The 22264-nt window shown below is 30.1% G+C and carries 25 protein-coding genes; 3 read left to right on the top strand and 22 right to left on the bottom strand.

The window, feature by feature from the left end:
- Positions 1–8 precede the first annotated feature (8 nt).
- On the bottom strand, positions 9–1085 hold the full coding sequence (locus tag M2214_RS03840; protein WP_248482985.1) for a M24 family metallopeptidase: 1077 nt from the start codon (positions 1083–1085) through the stop codon (positions 9–11).
- Positions 1086–1621: 536 nt separating this feature from the next.
- On the opposite strand from M2214_RS03840, the gene M2214_RS03835 reads away from it, so the two are divergent.
- From M2214_RS03835 to M2214_RS03825, 3 genes are all read left to right on the top strand, one after another.
- Positions 1622–2167: a helix-turn-helix domain-containing protein gene (locus tag M2214_RS03835; RefSeq protein WP_248482983.1), complete on the top strand. Its 546-nt coding sequence runs from the start codon at positions 1622–1624 to the stop codon at positions 2165–2167.
- Between the two features lie 144 nt (positions 2168–2311).
- Positions 2312–3355: a DNA polymerase IV gene (locus M2214_RS03830; protein WP_248482981.1), complete on the top strand. Its 1044-nt coding sequence runs from the start codon at positions 2312–2314 to the stop codon at positions 3353–3355.
- Between the two features lie 127 nt (positions 3356–3482).
- The gene (locus tag M2214_RS03825; RefSeq protein ID WP_248482979.1) at positions 3483–4883 is read left to right on the top strand and encodes a glycosyl hydrolase family 18 protein; all 1401 of its coding nucleotides are present in this window, start codon (positions 3483–3485) and stop codon (positions 4881–4883) included.
- On the opposite strand, the gene M2214_RS03820 is transcribed toward M2214_RS03825, so the two are convergent.
- The 21 genes from M2214_RS03820 to M2214_RS03725 form a co-directional block, all read right to left on the bottom strand.
- Positions 4858–5451 (bottom strand): GNAT family N-acetyltransferase, encoded by a 594-nt coding sequence (locus M2214_RS03820; RefSeq protein ID WP_248482977.1) that lies wholly within the window; start codon positions 5449–5451, stop codon positions 4858–4860. The two genes, M2214_RS03825 and M2214_RS03820, sit on opposite strands and share 26 nt — an antisense overlap.
- 71 nt (positions 5452–5522) lie before the next feature.
- The gene (locus tag M2214_RS03815) at positions 5523–5846 is read right to left on the bottom strand and encodes a YbjQ family protein (protein WP_456300430.1); all 324 of its coding nucleotides are present in this window, start codon (positions 5844–5846) and stop codon (positions 5523–5525) included.
- Positions 5847–5972: 126 nt separating this feature from the next.
- Positions 5973–7343 (bottom strand): hypothetical protein, encoded by a 1371-nt coding sequence (locus M2214_RS03810; RefSeq protein ID WP_248482975.1) that lies wholly within the window; start codon positions 7341–7343, stop codon positions 5973–5975.
- A 96-nt stretch (positions 7344–7439) separates the two neighbouring features.
- The gene (locus M2214_RS03805; protein ID WP_248482973.1) at positions 7440–7850 is read right to left on the bottom strand and encodes a DUF6762 family protein; all 411 of its coding nucleotides are present in this window, start codon (positions 7848–7850) and stop codon (positions 7440–7442) included.
- 15 nt (positions 7851–7865) lie between these two features.
- Positions 7866–8108, bottom strand: coding sequence for a DUF1292 domain-containing protein (locus tag M2214_RS03800; RefSeq protein ID WP_248482971.1), 243 nt, complete (start codon positions 8106–8108; stop codon positions 7866–7868).
- Positions 8109–8180: 72 nt separating this feature from the next.
- Entirely contained in the window at positions 8181–8852 is a 672-nt protein-coding gene (locus M2214_RS03795; protein ID WP_248484749.1) for a TVP38/TMEM64 family protein, read from the bottom strand.
- A gap of 87 nt (positions 8853–8939) precedes the next feature.
- The gene (locus M2214_RS18120) at positions 8940–9062 is read right to left on the bottom strand and encodes a hypothetical protein (RefSeq protein WP_256466700.1); all 123 of its coding nucleotides are present in this window, start codon (positions 9060–9062) and stop codon (positions 8940–8942) included.
- A gap of 3 nt (positions 9063–9065) precedes the next feature.
- Positions 9066–9881 carry a sulfurtransferase gene (locus tag M2214_RS03790; protein WP_248482969.1) on the bottom strand — a complete coding sequence of 272 codons (816 nt, stop codon included), beginning with the start codon at positions 9879–9881 and terminating at the stop codon, positions 9066–9068.
- Entirely contained in the window at positions 9882–10577 is a 696-nt protein-coding gene (locus M2214_RS03785) for a TVP38/TMEM64 family protein (RefSeq protein ID WP_248482967.1), read from the bottom strand.
- Between the two features lie 161 nt (positions 10578–10738).
- On the bottom strand, positions 10739–10969 hold the full coding sequence (locus M2214_RS03780; RefSeq protein WP_248482965.1) for a thioredoxin family protein: 231 nt from the start codon (positions 10967–10969) through the stop codon (positions 10739–10741).
- 35 nt (positions 10970–11004) lie between these two features.
- Positions 11005–11997: a permease gene (locus M2214_RS03775; RefSeq protein ID WP_248482963.1), complete on the bottom strand. Its 993-nt coding sequence runs from the start codon at positions 11995–11997 to the stop codon at positions 11005–11007.
- A gap of 1 nt (position 11998) precedes the next feature.
- Positions 11999–12310, bottom strand: coding sequence for an ArsR/SmtB family transcription factor (locus tag M2214_RS03770; protein WP_248482961.1), 312 nt, complete (start codon positions 12308–12310; stop codon positions 11999–12001).
- 248 nt (positions 12311–12558) lie between these two features.
- Positions 12559–12702: a hypothetical protein gene (locus M2214_RS03765; protein WP_248482959.1), complete on the bottom strand. Its 144-nt coding sequence runs from the start codon at positions 12700–12702 to the stop codon at positions 12559–12561.
- Positions 12703–13562: 860 nt separating this feature from the next.
- Complete coding sequence (locus M2214_RS03760; RefSeq protein ID WP_248482957.1) at positions 13563–14564, bottom strand: BMP family lipoprotein; 1002 nt, start codon at positions 14562–14564, stop codon at positions 13563–13565.
- Between the two features lie 192 nt (positions 14565–14756).
- The gene (locus M2214_RS03755; protein WP_248482955.1) at positions 14757–15488 is read right to left on the bottom strand and encodes a nucleoside phosphorylase; all 732 of its coding nucleotides are present in this window, start codon (positions 15486–15488) and stop codon (positions 14757–14759) included.
- A complete protein-coding gene (locus tag M2214_RS03750) occupies positions 15485–16810 on the bottom strand; it encodes a dihydrolipoyl dehydrogenase family protein (protein ID WP_248482953.1) in 1326 nt (441 codons plus the stop codon). The genes M2214_RS03755 and M2214_RS03750 overlap by 4 nt, the downstream gene beginning before the upstream one ends.
- A gap of 1 nt (position 16811) precedes the next feature.
- Positions 16812–17717, bottom strand: coding sequence for an ABC transporter permease (locus M2214_RS03745; RefSeq protein WP_248482951.1), 906 nt, complete (start codon positions 17715–17717; stop codon positions 16812–16814).
- Entirely contained in the window at positions 17717–18778 is a 1062-nt protein-coding gene (locus tag M2214_RS03740) for an ABC transporter permease (RefSeq protein WP_248482949.1), read from the bottom strand. The genes M2214_RS03745 and M2214_RS03740 overlap by 1 nt, the downstream gene beginning before the upstream one ends.
- Positions 18779–18791: 13 nt before the next feature.
- Entirely contained in the window at positions 18792–20312 is a 1521-nt protein-coding gene (locus tag M2214_RS03735) for an ABC transporter ATP-binding protein (protein ID WP_248482947.1), read from the bottom strand.
- 81 nt (positions 20313–20393) lie between these two features.
- Positions 20394–21413, bottom strand: coding sequence for a BMP family lipoprotein (locus M2214_RS03730; RefSeq protein ID WP_248482945.1), 1020 nt, complete (start codon positions 21411–21413; stop codon positions 20394–20396).
- Between the two features lie 33 nt (positions 21414–21446).
- Positions 21447–22121 (bottom strand): Crp/Fnr family transcriptional regulator, encoded by a 675-nt coding sequence (locus M2214_RS03725; protein ID WP_248482942.1) that lies wholly within the window; start codon positions 22119–22121, stop codon positions 21447–21449.
- Positions 22122–22264: the final 143 nt, after the last annotated feature.

Here is a 22264-nt window from a genome sequence, read left to right as displayed (position 1 = left end):
TTTTAATTTTATCCGATCACCTTAAGATCTTTGCTATATTTATTAAGCACTTCACATCCATCTTCAGTAACAAGTACTAAATCCTCTATTCTAACTCCAACCTCTCCAGGTATATATATACCTGGTTCTATTGAAAATATCATCCCAGGTGCTACTTCATCATGGTTAACACATGAAACATCGCCAAAGTCATGTACTTCTATACCTATTGAGTGTCCTGTTCTATGTGTAAAATACTTTCCATAACCTGCGTCTTCTATATAGTTTCTAGCAGCTAAGTCTATATCACTAAACTTAACACCAGGTTTAACTATTGATATAGCCTTCTTATTAGCTTCTAAAACAGTATTGTAAACCTCTTTAGACTTATCAGATACAGACTTATAAAATACAGTTCTTGTCATATCAGAACAATAAGAATCTTTAACACATCCAATATCTATAATTATACTATCTCCTTCTTTAAGCATAGAATTACCTGGCTCATGATGAGGATTTGCTGCATTTTCACCATAAGCTATAATAGGATCAAATGAGAATCCATTAGCACCTATTTCTTCATATATATCTCCTAAAATTTGACCCATTTTCTTTTCAGAATAATCTTTTGAAACAGATTGAATCATTTTCTCTACTGCCATATCGTTAAGTCTTGATGCCTCTCTCATAAAATCCTTTTCTTGATCATCCTTACACATTCTAACTTTATCTAATATCATAGATCCATTAACAAACTTACTTCCACCTTCAAGTTCCATAAGTCTTAATAAGAAACGAGCTGGCCAGTTTTTATCAACACCCATAGTCTTTTCCTTATCTACATACTTTGATACTATCTCTACAGCATCTTGAGTATCATTAAACCATATCTTTTCAACACCTAAATCTTCATTTACTGGAAATAGTTCATTTATGAATAATTTATGGTTTTCATTTAAATTTAAATAAAGAGCTAACATTCTCTCTCCTGGATGAATCCATTTTCCTGTTAAATAGAAAATTGCAGCAGGATCAGAAACTAACATCTGAGGTATATTTCTATCTTCCATTTCTTTTAATACTTTATTTAATCTTTCTTTTTTCATAAAAAATCCCTCCTTAATTAATACTAATTAAATCTACATTCATTAATCTATTTTCTTTATTTCTTTACAGTCTTCTTTAAATCCTATTCTTTTAACAAAGTTCTTTTAAACCATTAACCCCATAAGAATTAAAAGTAAATAAGGTACTGTTAATCTCAAAGTTCTAACATTTGTGAAAACCTTTGCAAAAGCCATCCCTCTAGTCCTGATAAGTTATAAAATCCAGAATAAAACTAAATAAACTATAAGTACAAAGAATATAAATGTAAAAACAACCCATGCTGGTATAGCACCCAGTCAAAAGCACGTGCATAATTTCTTATAATTTATAGAACATATATATATTCCATATTTTGATATTATCACAATTTTTTTCATATGTATATATTTTTTCAGTATTACTGTATCTTTTTACGTTATTACTGTAATTCGTTTAATATTAGTTAACAAATTATTCATTATCACTTCAAACATTGAATTGATATTTTAAATATGATATTATTTATTAAATCATTAAAATTACTTGGAGGTTAATAATGGTCAACGAAATCTCTGAAAAAATTCGAAATCTTAGAAAAGATAAAAATTTAACGTTGAAAGAAATGAGCGAAAAAACAGGTTTATCAGTCAGCTTTCTCTCTCAAGTAGAAAACAATACTTCTTCATTAGCTATCACATCTTTAAAGAAAATTGCTGATGCTTTATGTATTCCAATAGCTCATTTCTTTAAAAGTCCACCCAATCATACTTTTTTAGTAAAATCTGAAGAAAAAAGTGTTTTTAAAATAGAAGGTTCTAATTCAGAATTTGCTCGACTTAGTGGTGATTTTTCAGAAAGATGTCTAGAATCTGTAATGATTACTATTCCACCTAAAGAAAAACACGGTCATAAATTCAACCATCCAGGAGAAGAATTTATTCATGTACTTGATGGTGCAATAATAGTAGATTTAGATGGCAAAGAATATTTAGTTGAATCTGGAGATTCTTTTCACTTTCCATCAACAATACCTCACATTTTAATCAACCCATTAAATGAACCAGCTAAAATACTAACAGTTGTAACTCCTATAATTTTTTAAAGTCATCAAAGAATTTTTCTTAGATGACTTTTTTATTTACTAAAAATAAAATCTTTTATAGTGAAAACTTTTTTTATCATACTTAATATAGTATAATAAAACAGAACTTATGTTCTAAAATTTTAAAAACTAGTAGGTGTTATGATGAATCGTAAAATTATACATGTTGATATGGATGCTTTTTTTGCAAGCGTAGAACAAGTAGATAACCCTAGTCTCAAAGGAAAGCCAGTTATAGTAGGAGGTAGAACTAGCAAGGGAGTAGTTTGCACATGCTCTTATGAAGCTAGAAGGTATGGCGTTAGATCTGCAATGCCGGGATTTATAGCTGCACAAAAATGTCCTAATGGAATATTTTTACCAGTTAGACACTCAAGATACAAGGAAGTTTCTAATCAAATATTCGATATTTTATACAATATAACAGAAATAGTAGAACCTTTATCAATAGACGAAGCTTATCTTGATGTATCTGCCATAGACACTCCTCCAATTGAAATAGGACATTATATAAAAAATGAAGTTTTTAAAAAAACAGGGCTTACTATATCAGTTGGTATATCTCACAATAAATTTTTAGCAAAACTTGGCTCAGATTGGAATAAACCAGACGGAATCAAAGTTATAACTGAAGAAATGGTTCCAGAAATACTTAGGCCCCTTTCTATAAAGACAGTCTATGGTATAGGAAAGAAAACAATAGACAAGCTAAACAATATAGGTGTATATACAGTAAATGATTTATTGAATCTCCCCAAAGATTATTTCGTAGAATTATTTTCAAATCAATCTTGGGAACTTTATAATAGACTTTTAGGTATAGATAATAGACCTGTTCAACCTAATCGTCAGACAAAATCATTAGGAAGAGAAACTACCCTTTCATCAAATACAGACGATATAGAATATCTTATGCACTTCTTATCATTATTTAGTAAAGATATATCATATACATTGAAAAAACAAGATATATTATCTAAAACTATAACAATTAAGATAAAAACATCAGACTTTTCTAATCATACAAAGAGCAAAACAATTCATCATTACACAGATTCTTACGATGAAATATACACTATAGCATGCAGCTTATTAAAAGAAATAAACATACACGATGATATAAGGCTTATAGGACTTAGTGTATCAAATCTATCTGATAAAAAAATAGAACAACTTACTTTTCTGTAGGATTACTTGTATTATTTCAAAATGATGCTGATTAGCATCATTTTTGTAATTTTTTTGTAATATTTACTTTAAATGTATGTGATATAATTTTTATTGTATCTAAACTAAATTCGGAGGTGAAGCTAAGATGAATATTTTTAAAAAATTTTCTTGCGTGATACTATCTTTAATTTACATATTAAACTTATCATTTTATCCAAATTACATATTTTCACAAGAAAAGGATGATTTTAAAGTCGTTGCATACTGTTCAGACATATTCAAAGATTCAGTTGAAACAAATATTCAATATGATAAGCTAACACACATAATATACGCTTTTTTAATACCAAAAGAAGACGGTTCTTTAGTTCCAATAAAGAAACCCGATGAATTAAAAAAGCTAGTTAAAAAAGGTCACGAAAACAACGTTAATGTATTAATAGCAGTTGGAGGATGGTTTGATGAAGCTTATGCTCCACTAGATACTAGATTTGAAAAAATAGCTGCATCAGATGAACTCAGATCAAATCTTGTAGATAATATAGTAAAGTTTGCAGACGAATATAACTTAGACGGTGTTGAAATAGATTGGGAATACCCCGACCTTGGACAATCTTCTTTAAACTATGAAAAACTAGTTTTAGAGCTTAGTTCTAAATTAAAAGAAAAAAACAAATATCTAACAGCAGCACTTAATGGAGCTTGGTCTAAGGAAGAAGGCCCTGAAGTATCAAAAGCAGTAACTCCTAAATGCTTAGACAGTTTTGATTGGATAAGTATAATGGCTTATGATATGAACAATGAACAACATAGTCCATTTTGGTTTGCAGATACGTCTATAGAATATTGGTTAAATAGAGGTGTTCCTAAAGAAAAGATAGTAATAGGTATTCCTTTTTATGCACATCCAACCAATTCTAATTGGAATGTTTACAGAGATATAGTAAAAGAAGATAGAGAAAATGCATATAAGGATACAGCTACAATAGATTCTATTAAATATTATTACAACGGAATAAACACAGTAAAAGAAAAGACAAGACTAGCCCTTAATAAAGCATCTGGAGTTATGCTGTTTGATGTGAACGAAGATACTTTAGACGAGCTAAGTCTTGTAAAAAATATTGATGATGTTGTAAAAGAAACATCAAAACTTAATCCTAGTGAAAGAAATAAAAAAATATACTTTGTAGTTGATAATCATGAATTAACGTTTGACGAAAATGATAATCTAGGAATTCCATTTATTGATGAAAATTCTCGTACTTTAGTTCCTGTAAGAAAAGCACTAGAAACAATAGATGTAAATGTATCATATAATAGCTTAGATCGTATTGTACATGCAACTAAAGGTGATAACGACTTAAGAATTCCAATAGACAAAGAATATATATACTTAAACGGACAAAAAATTCAGATGGATACAAAAGCTATAATAAAAGATGGCAGAACTTATATCCCGTTAAGATATGTATTTGAAAGCTTTAACTATAAAACTACTTGGCACGAATCTAGTAGAACTATAATAGTGACTCCTCAATTTTAGTAAATATCTCAGCCACATGAGTTATGTCTGAATGAATAGTATTATGTGCTGATTTAATAACACTTAGGGCCTTAGTCATTTGTATCAAAGCTTTTCCAAAAGGCAGATAATATAAATGCATGCTAAGGCCTGATTCTTTAGTTGGAAGCATGTAGTTAATATCAAGCTTTATACATTCTAGATTCTCATAGAACCTTATTCTTCTATAAGTGTTTATGTCTTTATCATCTTCCTTTTCAACCTCTATCATACATCCATCTAAATTCTCGTACTTACCCTTCAATGTCTTAATCATTTTTGTACCATATCCGTTAGAGTGATACTCCTCTAATACAGCTAGATAATCAAGCCACATCAAATTAGTTTCAAAATCTATATAAACTATAATATATCCTATTAAATCACTTTTATCATAACATAATAAAAGTTTGTAGTTATCACTTTTAAATAAGATATCAAACTGATCTTTATCCTTTAATTCACTTTTCTCAAACTGAGAGTATAAATCATTGTATACATATTTTAAATTTTCCTTTGAATAATCTTCTTTTAAAATTAATTTTTCCATATAAAAAACCCCCTTACATAGTTATTGTACCACTTAATACCAATTCTATGTAAGAGGATTAAAATTTACTTTTACTCAAATGTAACTGCTGTTCCAGATACAGTAACCATCATCATACTTCCCGCTTGACCTAATACTTCATAGTCTACATCTACTCCAACTACAGCATCTGCTCCCATTTGATTTGCTCTATTTTTCATTTCAGCTAATGCACCTTCTCTAGCCTTTACAAGCTCATTTTCATAAGATTGAGATCTTCCTCCAAATATATCTCTAACCCCAGCCATGAAATCCTTAACTATATTAACTCCTGTTATTACCTCTCCAAATACAATTCCCTTATATTCTTTGATTTTTTTTCCTTCTACAGTATTAGTCGTACTTACTATTATCATAAGATCCTCTCCTCGATATTATATATTTAAACTTCTATATTATTATATTTCTAGTATTTCTGTTTAATTATATAATATCTTGTAATTCTTAAAACAACCTTAAAGTTATATTAAATTATTTTTAAATTAAACAACAAACATAGCGACAATTGTAGTTACAACTATACCTATCATTACAGGTACAAAATTTCTTCTAGCAAGCTCAATAGGAGAAACTCCGCATATAGCAGCAGCTGGTATTAGACCCCAAGGAACTACCGTTCCTCCTCCTACCCAAATAGCAGTAATCTGCCCTAGAGCTGCTAAAGAAGATGCTTTAACAGACGCAGCCTGTGCAAATACTTTAGCTAAAGAACCTGCTAAAGATATTCCTGAAAATCCCGATCCATCAAGTCCTGTTATAGCTCCAACACTACTCTCTATTGAACATACCATAACCTTATTCATAGGTACAGAGTTAGATAAAGCAATGCCTATATCAGACAATATTCCTTGAGATGAAGCTGGTAAGAAATTTGCTCCTATTGCCTCTGTAAATGCACCCATTTGACCTAGATAAAAAAATGCTGCGATTGGAATAATTGGCCCAAATATATCTATTCCAAATCCGAATCCTCCCTGAATATATTCTGTTACTTTTTCCAAAGATTTATTTTTGTAGTTTATAAATGTAACGATTACAAGTAACAATACAGCAGTTCCTCCAACTAATGCAGTAGCATCTCCTCCCTTTAAATCAAATACGAACATACATATAACATCTAATATAAATCCTATAGCTACTAATACAGCTGATATTTTAGTCTCTTTTGTATATACAACATCTTCATGTTCATTTGTATTTTGTTTAACTTCTATTTTTCCTTTTTTAATATCTCGATTTAACATAAAATATGCTATTGAAATCGAAACTATAGCCATAGTCCAGTATAAAATCATTCCATCTTTTATAATCTCGGATACTCCAACACCTGCTGCTGATGCAGTTATAGTAGGAGCTCCTTGTATTACAAAATCAGTTGATAGCGCAAGTCCATGACCAAATAAGTTTATCGCCATAGCTACACCGATTGCAGGAAGACCTGCTTCTAATGCAATTGGTAAAAATATTGCCCCAACTAAAGCTGTAGCAGGAGACGGCCAAAAGAACCATGATAAAATCAACATAACAATTCCAGCTGAAAAGAATGCACTAGTTCTATTTTTTATTACTTTGACAAATGGTGTTACCAAAAGGTGTGTAGCCTTTATTTCTTCCAATACCTTAGAAAGTGATACTATTATCGATATTATAAGTATTATCCCTAATAGCTCTTTTGTAGCTACTACAAATGATTTAAATACAGTTCCTACTGAAAATACAATATCACTACTAGCATATAAAGCTATACAAAATATCCCTATTATACACGGAATAAGTGTATCCCTCTTTAATGACATTGTAAGTAATACAATTAATATAAACAGCATATAAATATAATGAACACCTGTTAACATTTTTAAGGCCCCCTTTCTTTTAATTTATATACTATTCATATATAATGAGTTTTGTGTTTGTTTAATCAAAAAAAAGACTGTCCAAGTGGACAGTCTTTATTTATACTCTTCTTCTCTATCTTTTATTTCAGCATAAACATCATCTAATTCTTTTTTATGCTTATCAAGTATTGCTTCTATTTTAGATTGCATACCATCTTTAGAATCTACAAATTCAAAAGTTACCTCCCAAGTTGGGTTGTACGCATCTTCTATTTCTTTAACAGATAACACAATGTCATTTAAAACTTCGTCATCATAATAGTCTAATATAGCTGAAAACTCCCAGTCTTCAACATCTTTTTCAGTAGTTAGTTTAAGATGAACTATATTTTTTTCATCTTCACATGCCATATAAATTCCGTTTATTAAATCTAAGTTGCTGCTTATAGTATAGCTTCCTATTTCTTTTTCTATCTCGAGTGTTTCTTTATTTTTTTGCATAAGTACTAAAGCAAAAGATTCCATATTCTCACCTCTTTATTATTCTTCGTCAAAGTAAGAATTATATTCTTCTAATACTCTTTCAAACTCATCATCATCGTTTACTGCAACGTATTGTTCTGCTCCATCTTCTTCAACTATTTTATAAACGTATGCATCTTCCTCATTTTCTTCTTTAGCAAGAAGTACATATTTTTCTTCTTCTATATTTATCTTCTCAACTATTTCCAACTCTACCTTGTTTCCTTGTTCATCTAAAAATGCTACTCTTTCTTTTGACATTTCACAATCTCCTCTCATATATCAATATTTTGATTATATCTTTAAGAATTCAAATTGTAAATATATTTCACATTATATCAAATCATATTTTTTCTTTAATACTTTTGGAATCAAAGATAAAATAGTAATTAATACAGCACATACTCCAAGGCAAATAAAAATTTTATCCATATTTTGATAAGAATTTATAGATCCTCCTACTAGTGTAAATGCTATTATTCCAGGTATAGTTAATATCCAAGAAGCTAAAATGTATGACTTAAATTTAATATTTGTTATGCCGTAAGCATAGCTTTGTAGCATATACGGAAATCCAGGAACTAATCTTGTTATAATCAATATTCTCCATCCGTGATTTTTGACTAAATTATCTATTTTAGCAAGTGATTTATTAGTCTTAACTTTATTTTGGACAATGTCCTTAGCAACGTATCTTGCTATCAAAAAAGCAGATGCGTCACTTATAAGGGCAGCTATACAAGTGTATATAGATCCATTAATAGGTCCAAATGCCATTCCAGCAATTATAGCCATTGGCGGTGCTGGTATGAAAGCAACACATCCTATAACAAAGAATATAATATATATTATTGGTCCTAACATACCTAATTTATGTATGTAATTTTTTATTTTATATGCATTATCTATGCTTACATATTCAAATACACCTAAAAACTTCATACTAATAATTATGCTCACCATTAAAACTCCTATTATTATTCTTTTTTTTGAACCTATACTCACTTTATTCAAACCAAACCAGCTCCCTATAACAACGCTAAAGGATTGCTCTAACTAGAACAATCCTTTATGTTGAATTTTTACAATGTTCTATTTTTCCATAGGCATATCGAAATCTCCGCTCCACTCATATATTGAAGCTTCATAATTTCTAACTTTATCAAAGCCAACGGCTCTGAGGATCATAGATGTATATCCAGATCTTATACCCATAGTTCAGTATACTGTGAAATCATCTTCAGGAGTTACTCCCATATCAGCCATAATAGTTTTGATCTCGTCTGGAGATTTAGGTGTTCCATTTTCATTTAAAAGATCTGTCCATAGCATATGCTTGGCTCCTTTAATATGACCTCCCCTTGGTTCTCCTACTTTTTGAGATCCTTTATATTCAGCATCTGTTCTAACATCTATTACTACTTGTTTTCCTAGATTTTCATATATATAATCTTTTGTAGCACTATAACTTTCATCATAATCTTTAAGAACTACACCTGAAGTTGGAATTGGATTTGATACTTCATTAGTTGTATCATAACCCATATCTTTCCAATAAGAAAGACCTCCAACTAATAGTTTTACATTATCCATACCAGCTTGTTTTAACTGCCAAACAGCTCTTCCATCAGCTCCTGGTCCTTTAAATACATCTGAGTAAAATACTACTGTTTTATTATTATCTATTCCTAATGATTCCAATCTTGATTTTAACTCCTCTTTGTTTACAATAGTTCCCCAACCTGGATCTCCCGGTTTTCCTGTTTTATCTGAAAATGCGTGAAGACCTATACTTACAGCACCAGGAATATGTTGCTTTTGATAAATATCAGGTTTGTTACAATCAAGAAGTACTAGTTCTTCACTTCCTAATAAATCTTTTAATTCATTAGGAGTAATTAAAAAATCATTATTTTCATAAATTGAAGCATCAAATTCTTGTTCTTTTACTGTTGAGTTGTTTTTAGAACATCCAACTAAAGCAGTTATTAGCAAGATGCTCATTAATAAAAGAATTATTCTTTTAGATTTCAATTATAATTTCCCTCCTTGTCTTTTTTTGTCATCCCAAATTTTCTTAATTAGTGCTATTAATATACTTAGTGAAAATAAACATAATAATCCAAATACAAAAGTCTTTGCAGTTCCTGTAAGCATACCACCTATATATGAATAAATAATTGTAGCAGGAAGTTGTCCAATTCCTGTAGCTATAAAGAAAGACCAAAAACTCATAGATGTAAGTCCCGCTGCATAACTTACAATATCAAATGATATAAAAGGAAGTAATCTTGCAATTAAAATCGCATATTTACCGTATTTTTCAAAAAATTCATCTACACTTTTTAATGCAGTTTTAGATGTAAGCTTTTCTACTGCATTTCTTCCTAAAAATCTAGCTATATAAAAGCAAAGTGCAGCTCCTGCCATGGCACTAGACCAAGATAGAATAGCTCCTTTAATCCACCCAAACAACCCAGCATTAGCAAACGTAATAATAAATGCAGGAAGAGGTGCTGCAACCGATTGTAAAATCATAAGTAAAAAAGATACAATAGGTGCCCATATCCCAAATGACAATATATACTCTCTAGCCATATCGACATTCACATTACTTAAAATAAATACAGCTTGATTTACGTTTACTTTAACTGAAGGTATAAACAAATACATACATATAATTAATAATATAACTGATATTTTTATTTTGTTATTCTTTATAAACTCCATTATATTAATCCTCCTAATATTCTCATAATAAAAAGATATCATTATATGTATATTTTTGTCTAATTGATAAATTCTATATTTCAAGTACTTATTATAGATTATTTCTATACAAAAAAATAACCTAGATTTCATTTGTACGAAATCTAGGTTATTAATAAATTCTATGCAAGAACCTTCTTTATCTCATCAGCCTTAACAACTCTTCCTGATATCTTAACCTTTTCATCTACAACAAGAGCTGGCGTTTTCATAACTCCATACTTAGCTATCTCAACAAAATCAGTTACCTTCTCAATAGTTGCCTCGATTCCTAACTCTTCAACAGCCTGCTTAGTATTTTCATATAATACCTCACAGTTTTTACATCCCCCACCTAAAATTTTAATGTTCATATTAACTCCTCCTTTAATATATTTATTTTAAATAATTATATAAGCAAATGCGATATAGCATTAAACATATAACCTACTAAAATTATACTAACTCCTGTTATAGCTACAAATACTGCTATAAGTTTAGGTTTTATAACCTTTCTAAGAAGTATCATCTCAGGAAGCGATAAGGCAGTCGTAGCCATCATAAAGGCTAGTGCAGTCCCAATACCTACTCCTTTAATTATTAGCGCCTCAGCTATAGGTATAGTCCCTAATGCATTAGAATAAAGAGGAATCGCAACAACAACTGCTACAATTACAGCTAGAGGATTGTTAGGTCCTGCGTACTTACTAAGTATCTCGGCAGGTGCCCATCCATGTATTACAGCCCCAATACCTATTCCTATAATTAAGTATATCCACACTCTCTTTATTATATCTTTTACATTTTGAATTGCAAAATCTATTCTTTGCTTTCTATCTAATTCTTCTATCTCAGATTCTCCCATTTTTATCTGATACACATATTCTTCTACTTGATCTTCTAAATGAAGGCTTCCTATTAGTATCCCTCCAATTACACCAACTACAACTCCTGTTATAACATATACAACCGCTATTTTCCATCCAAATGATGCTAAAAGTATTGCAAAAGCTGCCTCATTTACTATTGGAGATGTTATTAAAAAAGAAAATGTAACACCTATAGGTATTCCAGCTTCAACAAATCCTATAAACAAAGGAACCGATGAACAAGAACAAAACGGAGTTACAATACCTAAAAGGGAAGCCATTATATTTCCAGATATCCCTCCAAATTTTTCTAATATCTTCTTAGTCTTCTCAGGTGAAAAATAACTTCTTATATAAGATATAATAAATATCATTATTCCAAGAAGTATTACTATCTTTATAGTATCATATATGAAAAAATGAATACTTCCTCCTAAGTGAGTTTCCATAGAAATACCAAATACATTCTCAACTAAAAGTCTTACCAAATTATTAAGCCAAGTAAACTGAAGCATATTGTTGATGAAATCCATATTATTGTCCCCCTAACTCTTTATTTAGATTTTTTACATTATCACTTACAATTTTTTCTACAATGTTTATTACATCAAGTACTTCTTTATTTCTAACCCTATAGTGCATCCAAAGACCCTTTTTCTCGCTATCTAGTATACCAGCTTCCTTTAATATCTTAAGATGCTGAGATAAATTAGATTGAGTAAACTCTACATCTTTATTTAATTCACATACACAAAGTTTTTGATCTCCTAATTTCTTTATTATCTTAAGCCTTATAGGATGAGCCATGGCCTTTAACACCCTAACTTGCATACCCTCCAAATCCATAAAATCACCTTTCTTTTAAATATACTATATAAGGATTCTCTAATATACTTATATAGTATGCAATTATCTATATTTTGTCAATAAAAATTAGCTTTATTTTAAATCTTTTTTATCTGACTATATAGGTTAAAAAGTTTTACGACATTCAATAGGTGTATAAATTTCACTTTATACACCTACTGAATAATTTATTGACAGATCTAACTTCATAAAGTGAATATCGATTTATACCATCAATCTGCCCTTTTTTATTTTTTCATTATTTTATTTAGCTTTTCTTCAATCCTCTTATTAGTATCTACTATATCAATCCCTATTCTTTTTAAATCCATAAGCATAAACAATATAGATATCAATATTATTGCAAAGAAAGCTACAAGTACTATAGACATAAACAACACATCCTTTCATATCAAAGAATTTATTTCAGTAATTATATTATACAAATTTAGTCTCTCATTATTAAATAACATTAAATTAGCATATCCAGTAGCATCTTATTTTCTTTCTATCAGCTTAATTTTGTGAAGATATATATTCTTTTATTTTTGCTATTTCTTTTCCTTTTGGTGTAAGACCTATTATTTCAAATGTGTCTCCACCTAATTTATCCATATAAGAAAACCAAAAAAACTGTAATAAGAATTATTAATGTAAATCCATTTTTTACTTTGCCCATTCATTCTCCCCCTATAACCTCTTCTGTTATAAGAATCTATCCTTTTTATCCTATAATTAGACCCTAACTTATAATGATATAGTTATATCCTGTTTTTTTATTATACAAATGTAATTACCTTTTTAATATAAAATACCATCTAATCCATAGTATAGACGTGAAAATCCTATAGATTTAATACTCGTTAGAGATATAATCAATGCATTAGCATTATATGAGGTAAAATTGAAACTTTGTAATATAGGTATATTCCCATTAAAACTTTCTGTAAAAATGTTAGTGAATACTTTTAGATATTTTGACTACTACAACTTAGGTTTTATCGTTTAATAATCCATTGAGAAATTTATGTGTCTGACCATAGGGAGTTCATAAATTTCAGGATTATTGATAAGATAAAATCTTAGTTGTATTCAAAATTTCGTTGTATTCACGGTATTTTTATAGTAAGTTTTTGATAACCCACAAAACATAAAAAGAGCCTAAATTTCGTTTTTTAAATTGTAAAGCACAACGTTATTAAGTATATAACTAACTTTAACACCTCTTCTTTTCATTTTTAAAGCGTTTCAATTATTTAACTTCTGGTACTTCTATTTCTCCAGATATAATCTTCTTACTTAAATCATCTATCTTAGCCTTAGTTTCATCGTCTACTAGTTTAGTCATATCATCTGATCCATAAGACATATATACTCCATTTTCTTTAATTCCATACTCGTATACCTTGCCAGCTTCAAATCCATTGTTTTGAATTTTTTCTAAAGATTCAAATATAGATAAGTCTACAGCTTTAACCATACTAGCCACTATATTATGGGGACTTATATATCTCTGGTCTACGTCTACACCTATTGCAAGCTTATTTGCATCCTTAGCAGCTTCAAGCACACCTTTTCCTGTTTTCCCAGCAGCTTGGAATATTATATCAACTCCCTTAGAATAAAGAGTAAGTGCACATTCTTTACCTTTTTGAGGCTCTTTGAAATTTCCAGCAAATATCGTTTCAACTTTAATGTCACTATTTATATATTTAGCTCCAGCTTCATATCCTATTTGGAAGTTTCTTATAACAGGTACATCCTTACCTCCTACCATTCCAATTTTTCCAGTCTCAGTTTTCATAGCAGCTAAAGCTCCTGCTAAGAAAGACCCTTCATTTTCTTTATAGTCGATACAAGCTATATTGTCTACGCCTTTTATTATATCGTCTATATATATATATTTCTTATTTGGGAATTCTTTTGCAACCTCTTGTATTACATCATAAAACTCAAACCCCATAACAACTACTACATCACTTATATTTGATGCTTGAATTAATTGATCCTTATATACCGATATATCCTTTTTACATTCTAACACCTTACCTATTATTCCTAATTTTTCTATTGCCATGTTTAATCCTTCATTGCTTGAATCGTAAAAGGATCTATCCCCAAGACTACCCGCAACTACTAAGCCAACCTTTAGTGCATCTTCATTACTTTCTTGAGGTGTTACTGATCCACATCCAACCAAGAACGTAACTAATACTAAAGCTATACTTAAACATTTGAATAATTTTTTTTTCAATTTATACTCCCCCTTTATATTATTCCTTAGTTATAAAATTTTTCTTCTATTTCATCTATAAGCATCGTTAGAGAATCTCTAAAAACAAATCAATTATAATAATCGCAATATTCAATTATATATTATACTAGATTTTTCATATTTTTTGCTATTTTTTGTATTTTATTACAAAAAATAGATTTAGCTAATCAGCTAAATCTTTTTTTGTATTTCATATAAAGCTTCAAGAGCTAAAATAATCTCTCTTTCCTCGCCTCTTTGAGCTAAGTCCTGTTCATTTACATATTCATTAACTCCATCTTTAACATCACTATTATAGAGTACAACATTATTGAGTATAGAACCAACCTTAACACCTCTTAAAGCTCCTACTGCATAAAGTGTTGCTGTTTCCATATCAGAGCCTAATACATTCTTTTTATTCCAATACTCCATTAATTCCATTTCGTTATCTATATAAAAAGAATCGTGGCTTCTAGTTATTCCTACATGATAATCATACTTAAGCTCTTCTGCTTTTTTCTTTAAAGCCTCTAATATTTCATAATTTGCTACCGCTGGGTAGCTTTTATCTATATACATACTAGATGCTCCATCTTCTCTAACAGATGCCATTGATATTATAAGATCACCTATTTTTATATTTTCTTGAGCAGCGCCTGCACTTCCTATTCTAACAAAGTACTCAGCTCCACAGCTTATAAGTTCTTCCATAGCAATACACGCTGATGCTCCACCTATACCTGTTGAAGTTACAGTTATATCCATTCCTTTATATTTTCCAATTGCACTTTTAAACTCTCTATTATTTGCTATAATCTTTGCATCATCTAAAAAACTCATAACCTTATCTACTCTTTTTGGATCCCCAGGTAATAATACCATCTTGCTTACTTTTTCACATTGTATATGCGGTTGAATCATTTTTTCACCCCTTTTACTGCTAACTCTATAAAACTCTCTGAAAGTGTAGGATTTATAAACAAGCTTCTTTTTATATCATCAATACTTATATTTTTATCAATCCAAATTCCTATATTTCCAATCAAAGAACCTGCATCAATGCTGTTTATCCAAACACCTTTAATATAGTTATCCTTTGTTATTATTTTTATAAATCCATCATTGTTACTATCAAATCCTCTAAAAGTTTCATTAAAGTATATCTTATCTACACTACAATCACTTAATTGACTTTCTTGAAATCCAGCTCCAGCAAGTTCATTTATTGTAAATATACATCTAGGTAAAGACTTATAATCAAAGCTTATATTCTTACCATCATATATATAATCAGCTAATAATATACCTTGTTGTATAGCTATATGAGCCATTCCATGAAGTCCATTTATATCTCCTATTGCATATATATTATCAACGCTAGTTTTTAGATTGTTATCTACCTTAATATATCCACATTCAGTAGTAACTCCTATTTCAGAAGCTCCTATTGGTGTGTTTGGTTTTCTTATTCCTGTTACAAGCACCTTAGAAGTTTCTATTTTCTTTCCACTTTTAAGCTCTATATATGCAATTTCTTCGTCTTTTTCTATACTTACTACTTCTTCATCTAGCATGAATTTTACATTATTAGATATAAGTCTTTCTTTTATATTTTTTATTAAATCAAAATCGTTTCCATTTAATATCTCAGATTCTCTTTCTATAACAGTTACCTTAGCGCCTAGCTCACTAAATAAAGATGCAAATTCTATACCTTCTACATTACCACCTATTATAATTACTTCATCACAAAGATCTTTCATACTAAGTATCCCTTTGTGACTCATTATTATATTTTCATCTATTTCACACGACCCTTTTAGGCTACAAGCACTAGTTCCAGAAGCTATTATTATATTATCAGTATCTAATATATCTTCATTTACCTTAACTGTATTTTTAGTTTCTATACTTGCACAACCTCTATAAACGTCTATATATTCACTATCTAATTTATCAAGTGTAAACCTTTCTATATTATCCATAGAGCCCTTACAAGCCTTGTATAATAACTCTTTATCATTATTAATTGTAATAAGACTCTGGTTTTGCAAACTTTCAGCTTTTTTTAGATCTTTTATTTTATCCATGAACCTTTTAACTGGAAGGCATCCTGTTGCAAAAGCAGTTCCTCCTAATTCGTCTTTTTCTATTATAGCTACTCTCTTTCCTTTTCTTGCACAACTTAATGAAAAGTATATTCCAGCAGCTCCCGAACCTATAACTACTGCATCATATCTCATGTTAATCAGCCTTTCCCTTAACTAATTTCTTTTGTGCAACTCCAAATAATACTATTACAGTAGCTAAATACGGTATCATTTGTGTAAATTGAGATGGTATTCCAAGAGACTGAACTCTTATACCTAAAGCATCAAAGAATCCGAATAATAAAGATGCCCCGTATACATTTATAGGATTTGAATTTCCAAATATTATAGCAGCAAGAGCTATAAAACCTTTACCAGCACTCATATTCTCAGTAAATAAAGTTAAGTATCCAAGTGATAAGTGTGCTCCTGCTAGACCACAGAACATTCCACATAGTATAGAAGATACATACTTTACCTTTTTAGGGTTTATACCAGCTGTTTCTAATGCTTCTTCATGCTCTCCAACCCCTCTTATCCAATAACCATAAGGAGTTTTATAAAGCAGTATATATACAAGTGCAACCAATATCCAACTAACATAAACTAGTATAGAGTGATTATTAAATATCTTATCTAAGAAATTTATTTTATCTAAAAAAGGAATGTGTACATCTGGGAGAGGTACTATATCCGGTGATGAAAAAGCTCCTTTAACTCCAAATATACTTCTTAATAAGAATACAGTAAGACCTCCTGCAAATATATTTATAGCTATACCTATTATGAACTCATCTGATTTTAACTCTATTACGAAAAATCCAAATAAAGCACCTATTGCTATTCCTGATATTACAGCAAGTACTACTCCCATTAACGATGATGAAAAGAAGTAACTTCCCAAAACTCCAAAGAAAGCACCTAATAAAATCATACCTTCCATTCCTATATTAAGTATTCCAGCATGCATTGTAAGAAGTCCTCCAAGTGCTGCTAATATAAGAGGTGTGGCTGTTCTTATAGTATTTTGAAAAAGTGCTAAGTCAAATATGTCCTTCATTATTTCACCAACTTTCCTTTATTCATACTTCTTCTTTTTATAATTTGTTTAAATCCATTTTCTCCTGCTATAAACAGTATGATAACAGACTGAATAACTAGTATAAGCTCCGATGGTACTCCTGTTGTAAGTTCCATAGTGTTAGATCCTGTCTTTAATACTGCAAAGAATATTGACATTATAACTATCCCTACTGGATTGTTCTTAACTATTAAAGATACAAGCATTCCATCAAAAGCTAACCCCTTTGATATATTCTGTAAGAATCTATAATGAGTCCCATATACCTCAAAAGCTCCTGCAATACCACATAAAGCACCTGATAAAACCATAGCAAGAATCATATATTTTTTGTTGTTAAGTCCAGAATACTTAGAGAACACACTGTTTTCTCCAACTATTTTAAAGTTATATCCATACGAAGTCTTTTTTACCATATAGTAAACCAAAATCGCTATTATCATAGTGTAGAATATACTTGTGTTAAGCTTACTCATAGCTACAAGTTTTGGAAATTTATAAGCCTCAGCAATCATATCTGTTCCACCCATTTTTCCTTGTTTAGCTTGGAATGGATAGTTAACTAAATAATTAGTAAAAAGCATCGCTATGCTGTTAAACATTATTGTAGTTATAACTTCATCTATATTGTATTTCACCTTAAGTAGTGCAGGTACATAAGCATAAAACCCTCCAGCTAAAGCCGACGCTATAATAGCTGCAATTACAGCAACAATCACAGGTAGATTAGTAAATGTAAAGCCTACATAAGCTGCTGCAAATGCTCCTAAGTAAAGCTGTCCTTCTCCACCTATATTGAATATTCCACTTCTAAACGATATTGCTGTAGCTAATCCTGTAAGTATTAATGGAACAGTCTTTGCTAGTGTGCTAGCAATGGCATATTTTGATCCAAAAGCTCCTTGTAATAGAGCAACATATCCCATCACTGGATTCTTCCCATTTAAAAGCATTATGAATGCTCCAAGCAATAAAGCCAGAGTTATTGCAAGTAAAAGAGAACCTATGTATTCAAAATCAAACTTTTTTCTCCCTTTCATAATTAACACCTTCCTAATTTCTATTTCCTGTCATGTAGTATCCTATATCCTGCTTAGTTATTTCTGTACTCTTAAACTCTCCAGTTATTTCCCCATCATAAATACTTATTATTCTATCTGATAATCTAAATATCTCATCTAACTCTGCAGACACTAATATAATTGCACAACCTTCATTTCTCTTTTTTATAATTTGTTCATGTATAAACTCTATAGCTCCTATATCTACACCTCTTGTAGGCTGAGATATTAAAAGTATAGGAGTATCAAATGAAAACTCTCTTGCAATTACAACTTTTTGCATATTCCCTCCAGATAAAGATCCTATCTTTACTTCTTCTGAAGCCGTTCTTACATCAAATTTTTCTATTAATTTCTTTGCATATTCTTTTATTCTATCTCTTTTTAAATGTATCCCTTTAGCTGCAAACTCTTCATCATGCTGTTTTCCCATTAGGATATTATCCTCTATAGAAGAATCCTTACTCATACCAGTAGTAAGTCTATCCTCTGGAATATGCGCAACTCCTAAATCCCTTATCTTCTTAGGAGATAAATTTGAAGCATCAACATTATTTATAGTTACACATCCTTTTTCTACTTTTCTCATGCCAGCTAAAGCTTCTATAAGTTCACTTTGCCCATTACCTTCAATACCAGCAACTCCTAATATTTCTCCAGCTTTTATAGAAAGGTTAACTCCTTTTAAGGCATCAAATCCTCTGTTATCCTTAACCCATAATTTATCTACACTTATCAATGTATCTCCAGAGTATTCTTTCTTCTCTATATTCTCAAATAATACTTCTCTTCCTACCATCATCTCAGCTAGCTTTTTCTCAGTTACATTTTTAGTCTCTTCTACTCCGATTAACTTTCCCGCTCTCATAACTCCTACTCTATCCGATATTTCTATAACCTCATTTAACTTATGAGTTATTATTATAACTGTCATATCCTTTTCTTTAACCAGCTTTTTTATAACAATAAATAACTCTTTGGTTTCTTGAGGAGTGAGTACAGCAGTTGGTTCGTCTAATATTAAAATATCCGCTCCCTTATATAAGGTTTTTAATATCTCTACTCTTTGTTGTACCCCAACCGATGAATCTTCAATTTTTACAGTAGGGTCTACCTCCAGCCCATATTCCTTTGATAAATCTCTTATCACTTGATTAGCCTTTTCTTTATCTAGAAAAACACTATTCTTTTTTATTTCATTACCTAAAACAATATTTTCCGCTATAGTGAATGATGGTATCAACATAAAGTGTTGATGAACCATCCCTATACCTTTTTGTATAGCTGTCGATGGACTAAATTCCTTTATCTCTTCTCCCTTTATAAAAACCTGTCCTTCAGTTGGTCTATGAAGACCATACATAGTTTTCATAAGAGTTGATTTACCAGCTCCATTTTCACCTACAAGTGCATATATCTCACCTTTTTTAACATCAAGAGATATATTATCATTTGCAAGAACTCCAGGAAATCTCTTTGTAACTCCTACAAGTTTTATAATTTCATTACTCATTACGTTGGCCTCTCTTTTCTATTTATTAGCTAAAAAAAGAAGAAGATAATCTTCTTCTTTTTTATCTTTAAAACTTTTCAATTATTTAGCTTCTGGTACTTCTATTTCTCCAGATATAATCTTCTTACTTAACTCGTCTATCTTAGCCTTAGTCTCATCATCTACTAATTTAGCCATATCATCTGATCCATAAGCCATAGATACTCCATTTTCTTTAGCTCCATACTCATATACCTTACCAGCTTCAAACTCATTGTTTTGAATTTTTTCTAAAGATTCAAATATAGATAAGTCTACAGCCTTAACCATACTAGCTACTATATTATCTGGATTTATATATCTTTGGTCTGCGTCTACACCTATTGCAAACTTATTTGTGTCCTTAGCAGCTTCAAATACTCCTTCTCCTGTTTTACCAGCAACTTGGAATATTATATCAACACCCTTTGAATAAAGAGCAAGCGCACTTTCCTTGCCTTTTGCAGGGTCTTCGAAATCTCCAGCAAATATAGTTTCAACTTGAACATCCTTATTTACATACTTAGCTCCAGCTTCATAACCAACTTGGAAGTTTCTTATAACAGGTATATCCATACCTCCTACCATTCCAATCTTTCCAGTTTCAGTCTTCATAGCAGCTAATGCTCCAGCTAAGAAAGAACCCTCATTTTCTTTGTAATCAATACATGCTATATTGTCTACACCTTCTATTACATTATCTATGTATATATATTTCTTATTTGGGAATTCTTTTGCAACTTCTTGTATTACATCATAAAACTCAAATCCAACAACAACTACTACATCACTTATGTTTGAAGCTTGAATTAATTGATCAGTATATAATGTTGCATCATTTTTACACTCTAATACCTTACCTGTTGCTCCTAATTTTTCTATTGCCATGTTTAATCCTTCATTACTTGAGTCATAGAATGATCTATCTCCAAGACCACCAGCAACTACTAATCCAACCTTTAATCCATCTTCACTTGTTCCACTTTCATTACTGTTTTCTTGAGGCGCCTTTGATCCACAACCAACTAAGAACATTACTAACACTAAAGTCATACTTAAAATTCCTAATAATTTCTTTTTCAATTTATTTTCCTCCTTTTATATTAGCCCTTAGGCCTAAAATCTTTGTTCTTCTCTTTCATCTATAAGCGATTCTATATCTATTATCTGTATCTTATATCTATCTACATTTATATAGCCTTTGTCACTTAATTCTTTAAGTATTCTATTTATACTCCTCTTTGTAACCACAAACTGCTCGCTTAACTGATTCTTACTTATATAAAAATTGTTTAAATTCTTCTTTTCTCTTTTCTCATAAGCTGTTATAAGATAGTCGCAAATTCTAAATTTTAGAGAATACAAGGTATCTTCTATTGCTTTCTTAGATAGATCATAACTTATTTTACATAAACTTTTCAAAAGATATAGAGTTATATAATTATCATTTTCAATCCATTCGATAAAATGAGATTTTTTCATTCTAATTAATGTAACATCTGTTATACTTTTTATTTCGCATATATAAGGTAGGCTTTCAAATATCTCTAATTCACCAAAATAACTTCCTTCTTTATATATAGACTGAGAATACGTTTTCCCTTTTTCCGAAGTATGGTATACATTAACACTCCCACTAACTATTACATAAAAATATTCGTACACATCATTGAATTTGCATATTACACTTCCTTGCTCATATTTCAAAACTTCCCATTTCTCTGAAGTAGAGCTGTGTGAATTTAATATAATTTTAAATATTGGATAATCTCTATTCAATATAGATCTCAATTAAATTCCTCCTATCCTCATTATAATTTGTCATTTTTCGTTTTTAAAGGACATATGTCCCATTTATTATACGTTATTATAGAAACTTATTCTATATAGTATATACCATATTTTTTTACGTTACATTATTCGTATTTTCATAC

The sequence above is a fragment of the Tepidibacter aestuarii genome, from assembly GCF_934924865.1.
Classification (GTDB): domain Bacteria; phylum Bacillota; class Clostridia; order Peptostreptococcales; family Peptostreptococcaceae; genus Tepidibacter_A; species Tepidibacter_A aestuarii.
Note: the sequence above shows the minus strand (reverse complement) of the source record. Positions and strands in the feature narration are given on the sequence as shown.

Bases quoted from the DNA above. Each gene is read 5' to 3' on its own strand.
- M2214_RS03840 (WP_248482985.1), bottom strand. From the start codon at position 1,085: ATGAAAAAAGAAAGATTAAATAAAGTATTAAAAGAAATGGAAGATAGA.
- M2214_RS03835 (WP_248482983.1), top strand. From the start codon at position 1,622: ATGGTCAACGAAATCTCTGAAAAAATTCGAAATCTTAGAAAAGATAAA.
- M2214_RS03830 (WP_248482981.1), top strand. From the start codon at position 2,312: ATGAATCGTAAAATTATACATGTTGATATGGATGCTTTTTTTGCAAGC.
- M2214_RS03825 (WP_248482979.1), top strand. From the start codon at position 3,483: ATGAATATTTTTAAAAAATTTTCTTGCGTGATACTATCTTTAATTTAC.
- M2214_RS03820 (WP_248482977.1), bottom strand. From the start codon at position 5,451: ATGGAAAAATTAATTTTAAAAGAAGATTATTCAAAGGAAAATTTAAAA.
- M2214_RS03815 (WP_456300430.1), bottom strand. From the start codon at position 5,846: ATGATAATAGTAAGTACGACTAATACTGTAGAAGGAAAAAAAATCAAA.
- M2214_RS03810 (WP_248482975.1), bottom strand. From the start codon at position 7,343: ATGTTAACAGGTGTTCATTATATTTATATGCTGTTTATATTAATTGTA.
- M2214_RS03805 (WP_248482973.1), bottom strand. From the start codon at position 7,850: ATGGAATCTTTTGCTTTAGTACTTATGCAAAAAAATAAAGAAACACTC.
- M2214_RS03800 (WP_248482971.1), bottom strand. From the start codon at position 8,108: ATGTCAAAAGAAAGAGTAGCATTTTTAGATGAACAAGGAAACAAGGTA.
- M2214_RS18120 (WP_256466700.1), bottom strand. From the start codon at position 9,062: ATGGGTATAAGATCTGGATATACATCTATGATCCTCAGAGCCGTTGGC.
- M2214_RS03785 (WP_248482967.1), bottom strand. From the start codon at position 10,577: ATGGAGTTTATAAAGAATAACAAAATAAAAATATCAGTTATATTATTA.
- M2214_RS03780 (WP_248482965.1), bottom strand. From the start codon at position 10,969: ATGAACATTAAAATTTTAGGTGGGGGATGTAAAAACTGTGAGGTATTA.
- M2214_RS03775 (WP_248482963.1), bottom strand. From the start codon at position 11,997: ATGGATTTCATCAACAATATGCTTCAGTTTACTTGGCTTAATAATTTG.
- M2214_RS03770 (WP_248482961.1), bottom strand. From the start codon at position 12,310: ATGGATTTGGAGGGTATGCAAGTTAGGGTGTTAAAGGCCATGGCTCAT.
- M2214_RS03765 (WP_248482959.1), bottom strand. From the start codon at position 12,702: ATGTCTATAGTACTTGTAGCTTTCTTTGCAATAATATTGATATCTATA.
- M2214_RS03755 (WP_248482955.1), bottom strand. From the start codon at position 15,488: ATGATTCAACCGCATATACAATGTGAAAAAGTAAGCAAGATGGTATTA.
- M2214_RS03750 (WP_248482953.1), bottom strand. From the start codon at position 16,810: ATGAGATATGATGCAGTAGTTATAGGTTCGGGAGCTGCTGGAATATAC.
- M2214_RS03745 (WP_248482951.1), bottom strand. From the start codon at position 17,717: ATGAAGGACATATTTGACTTAGCACTTTTTCAAAATACTATAAGAACA.
- M2214_RS03740 (WP_248482949.1), bottom strand. From the start codon at position 18,778: ATGAAAGGGAGAAAAAAGTTTGATTTTGAATACATAGGTTCTCTTTTA.
- M2214_RS03735 (WP_248482947.1), bottom strand. From the start codon at position 20,312: ATGAGTAATGAAATTATAAAACTTGTAGGAGTTACAAAGAGATTTCCT.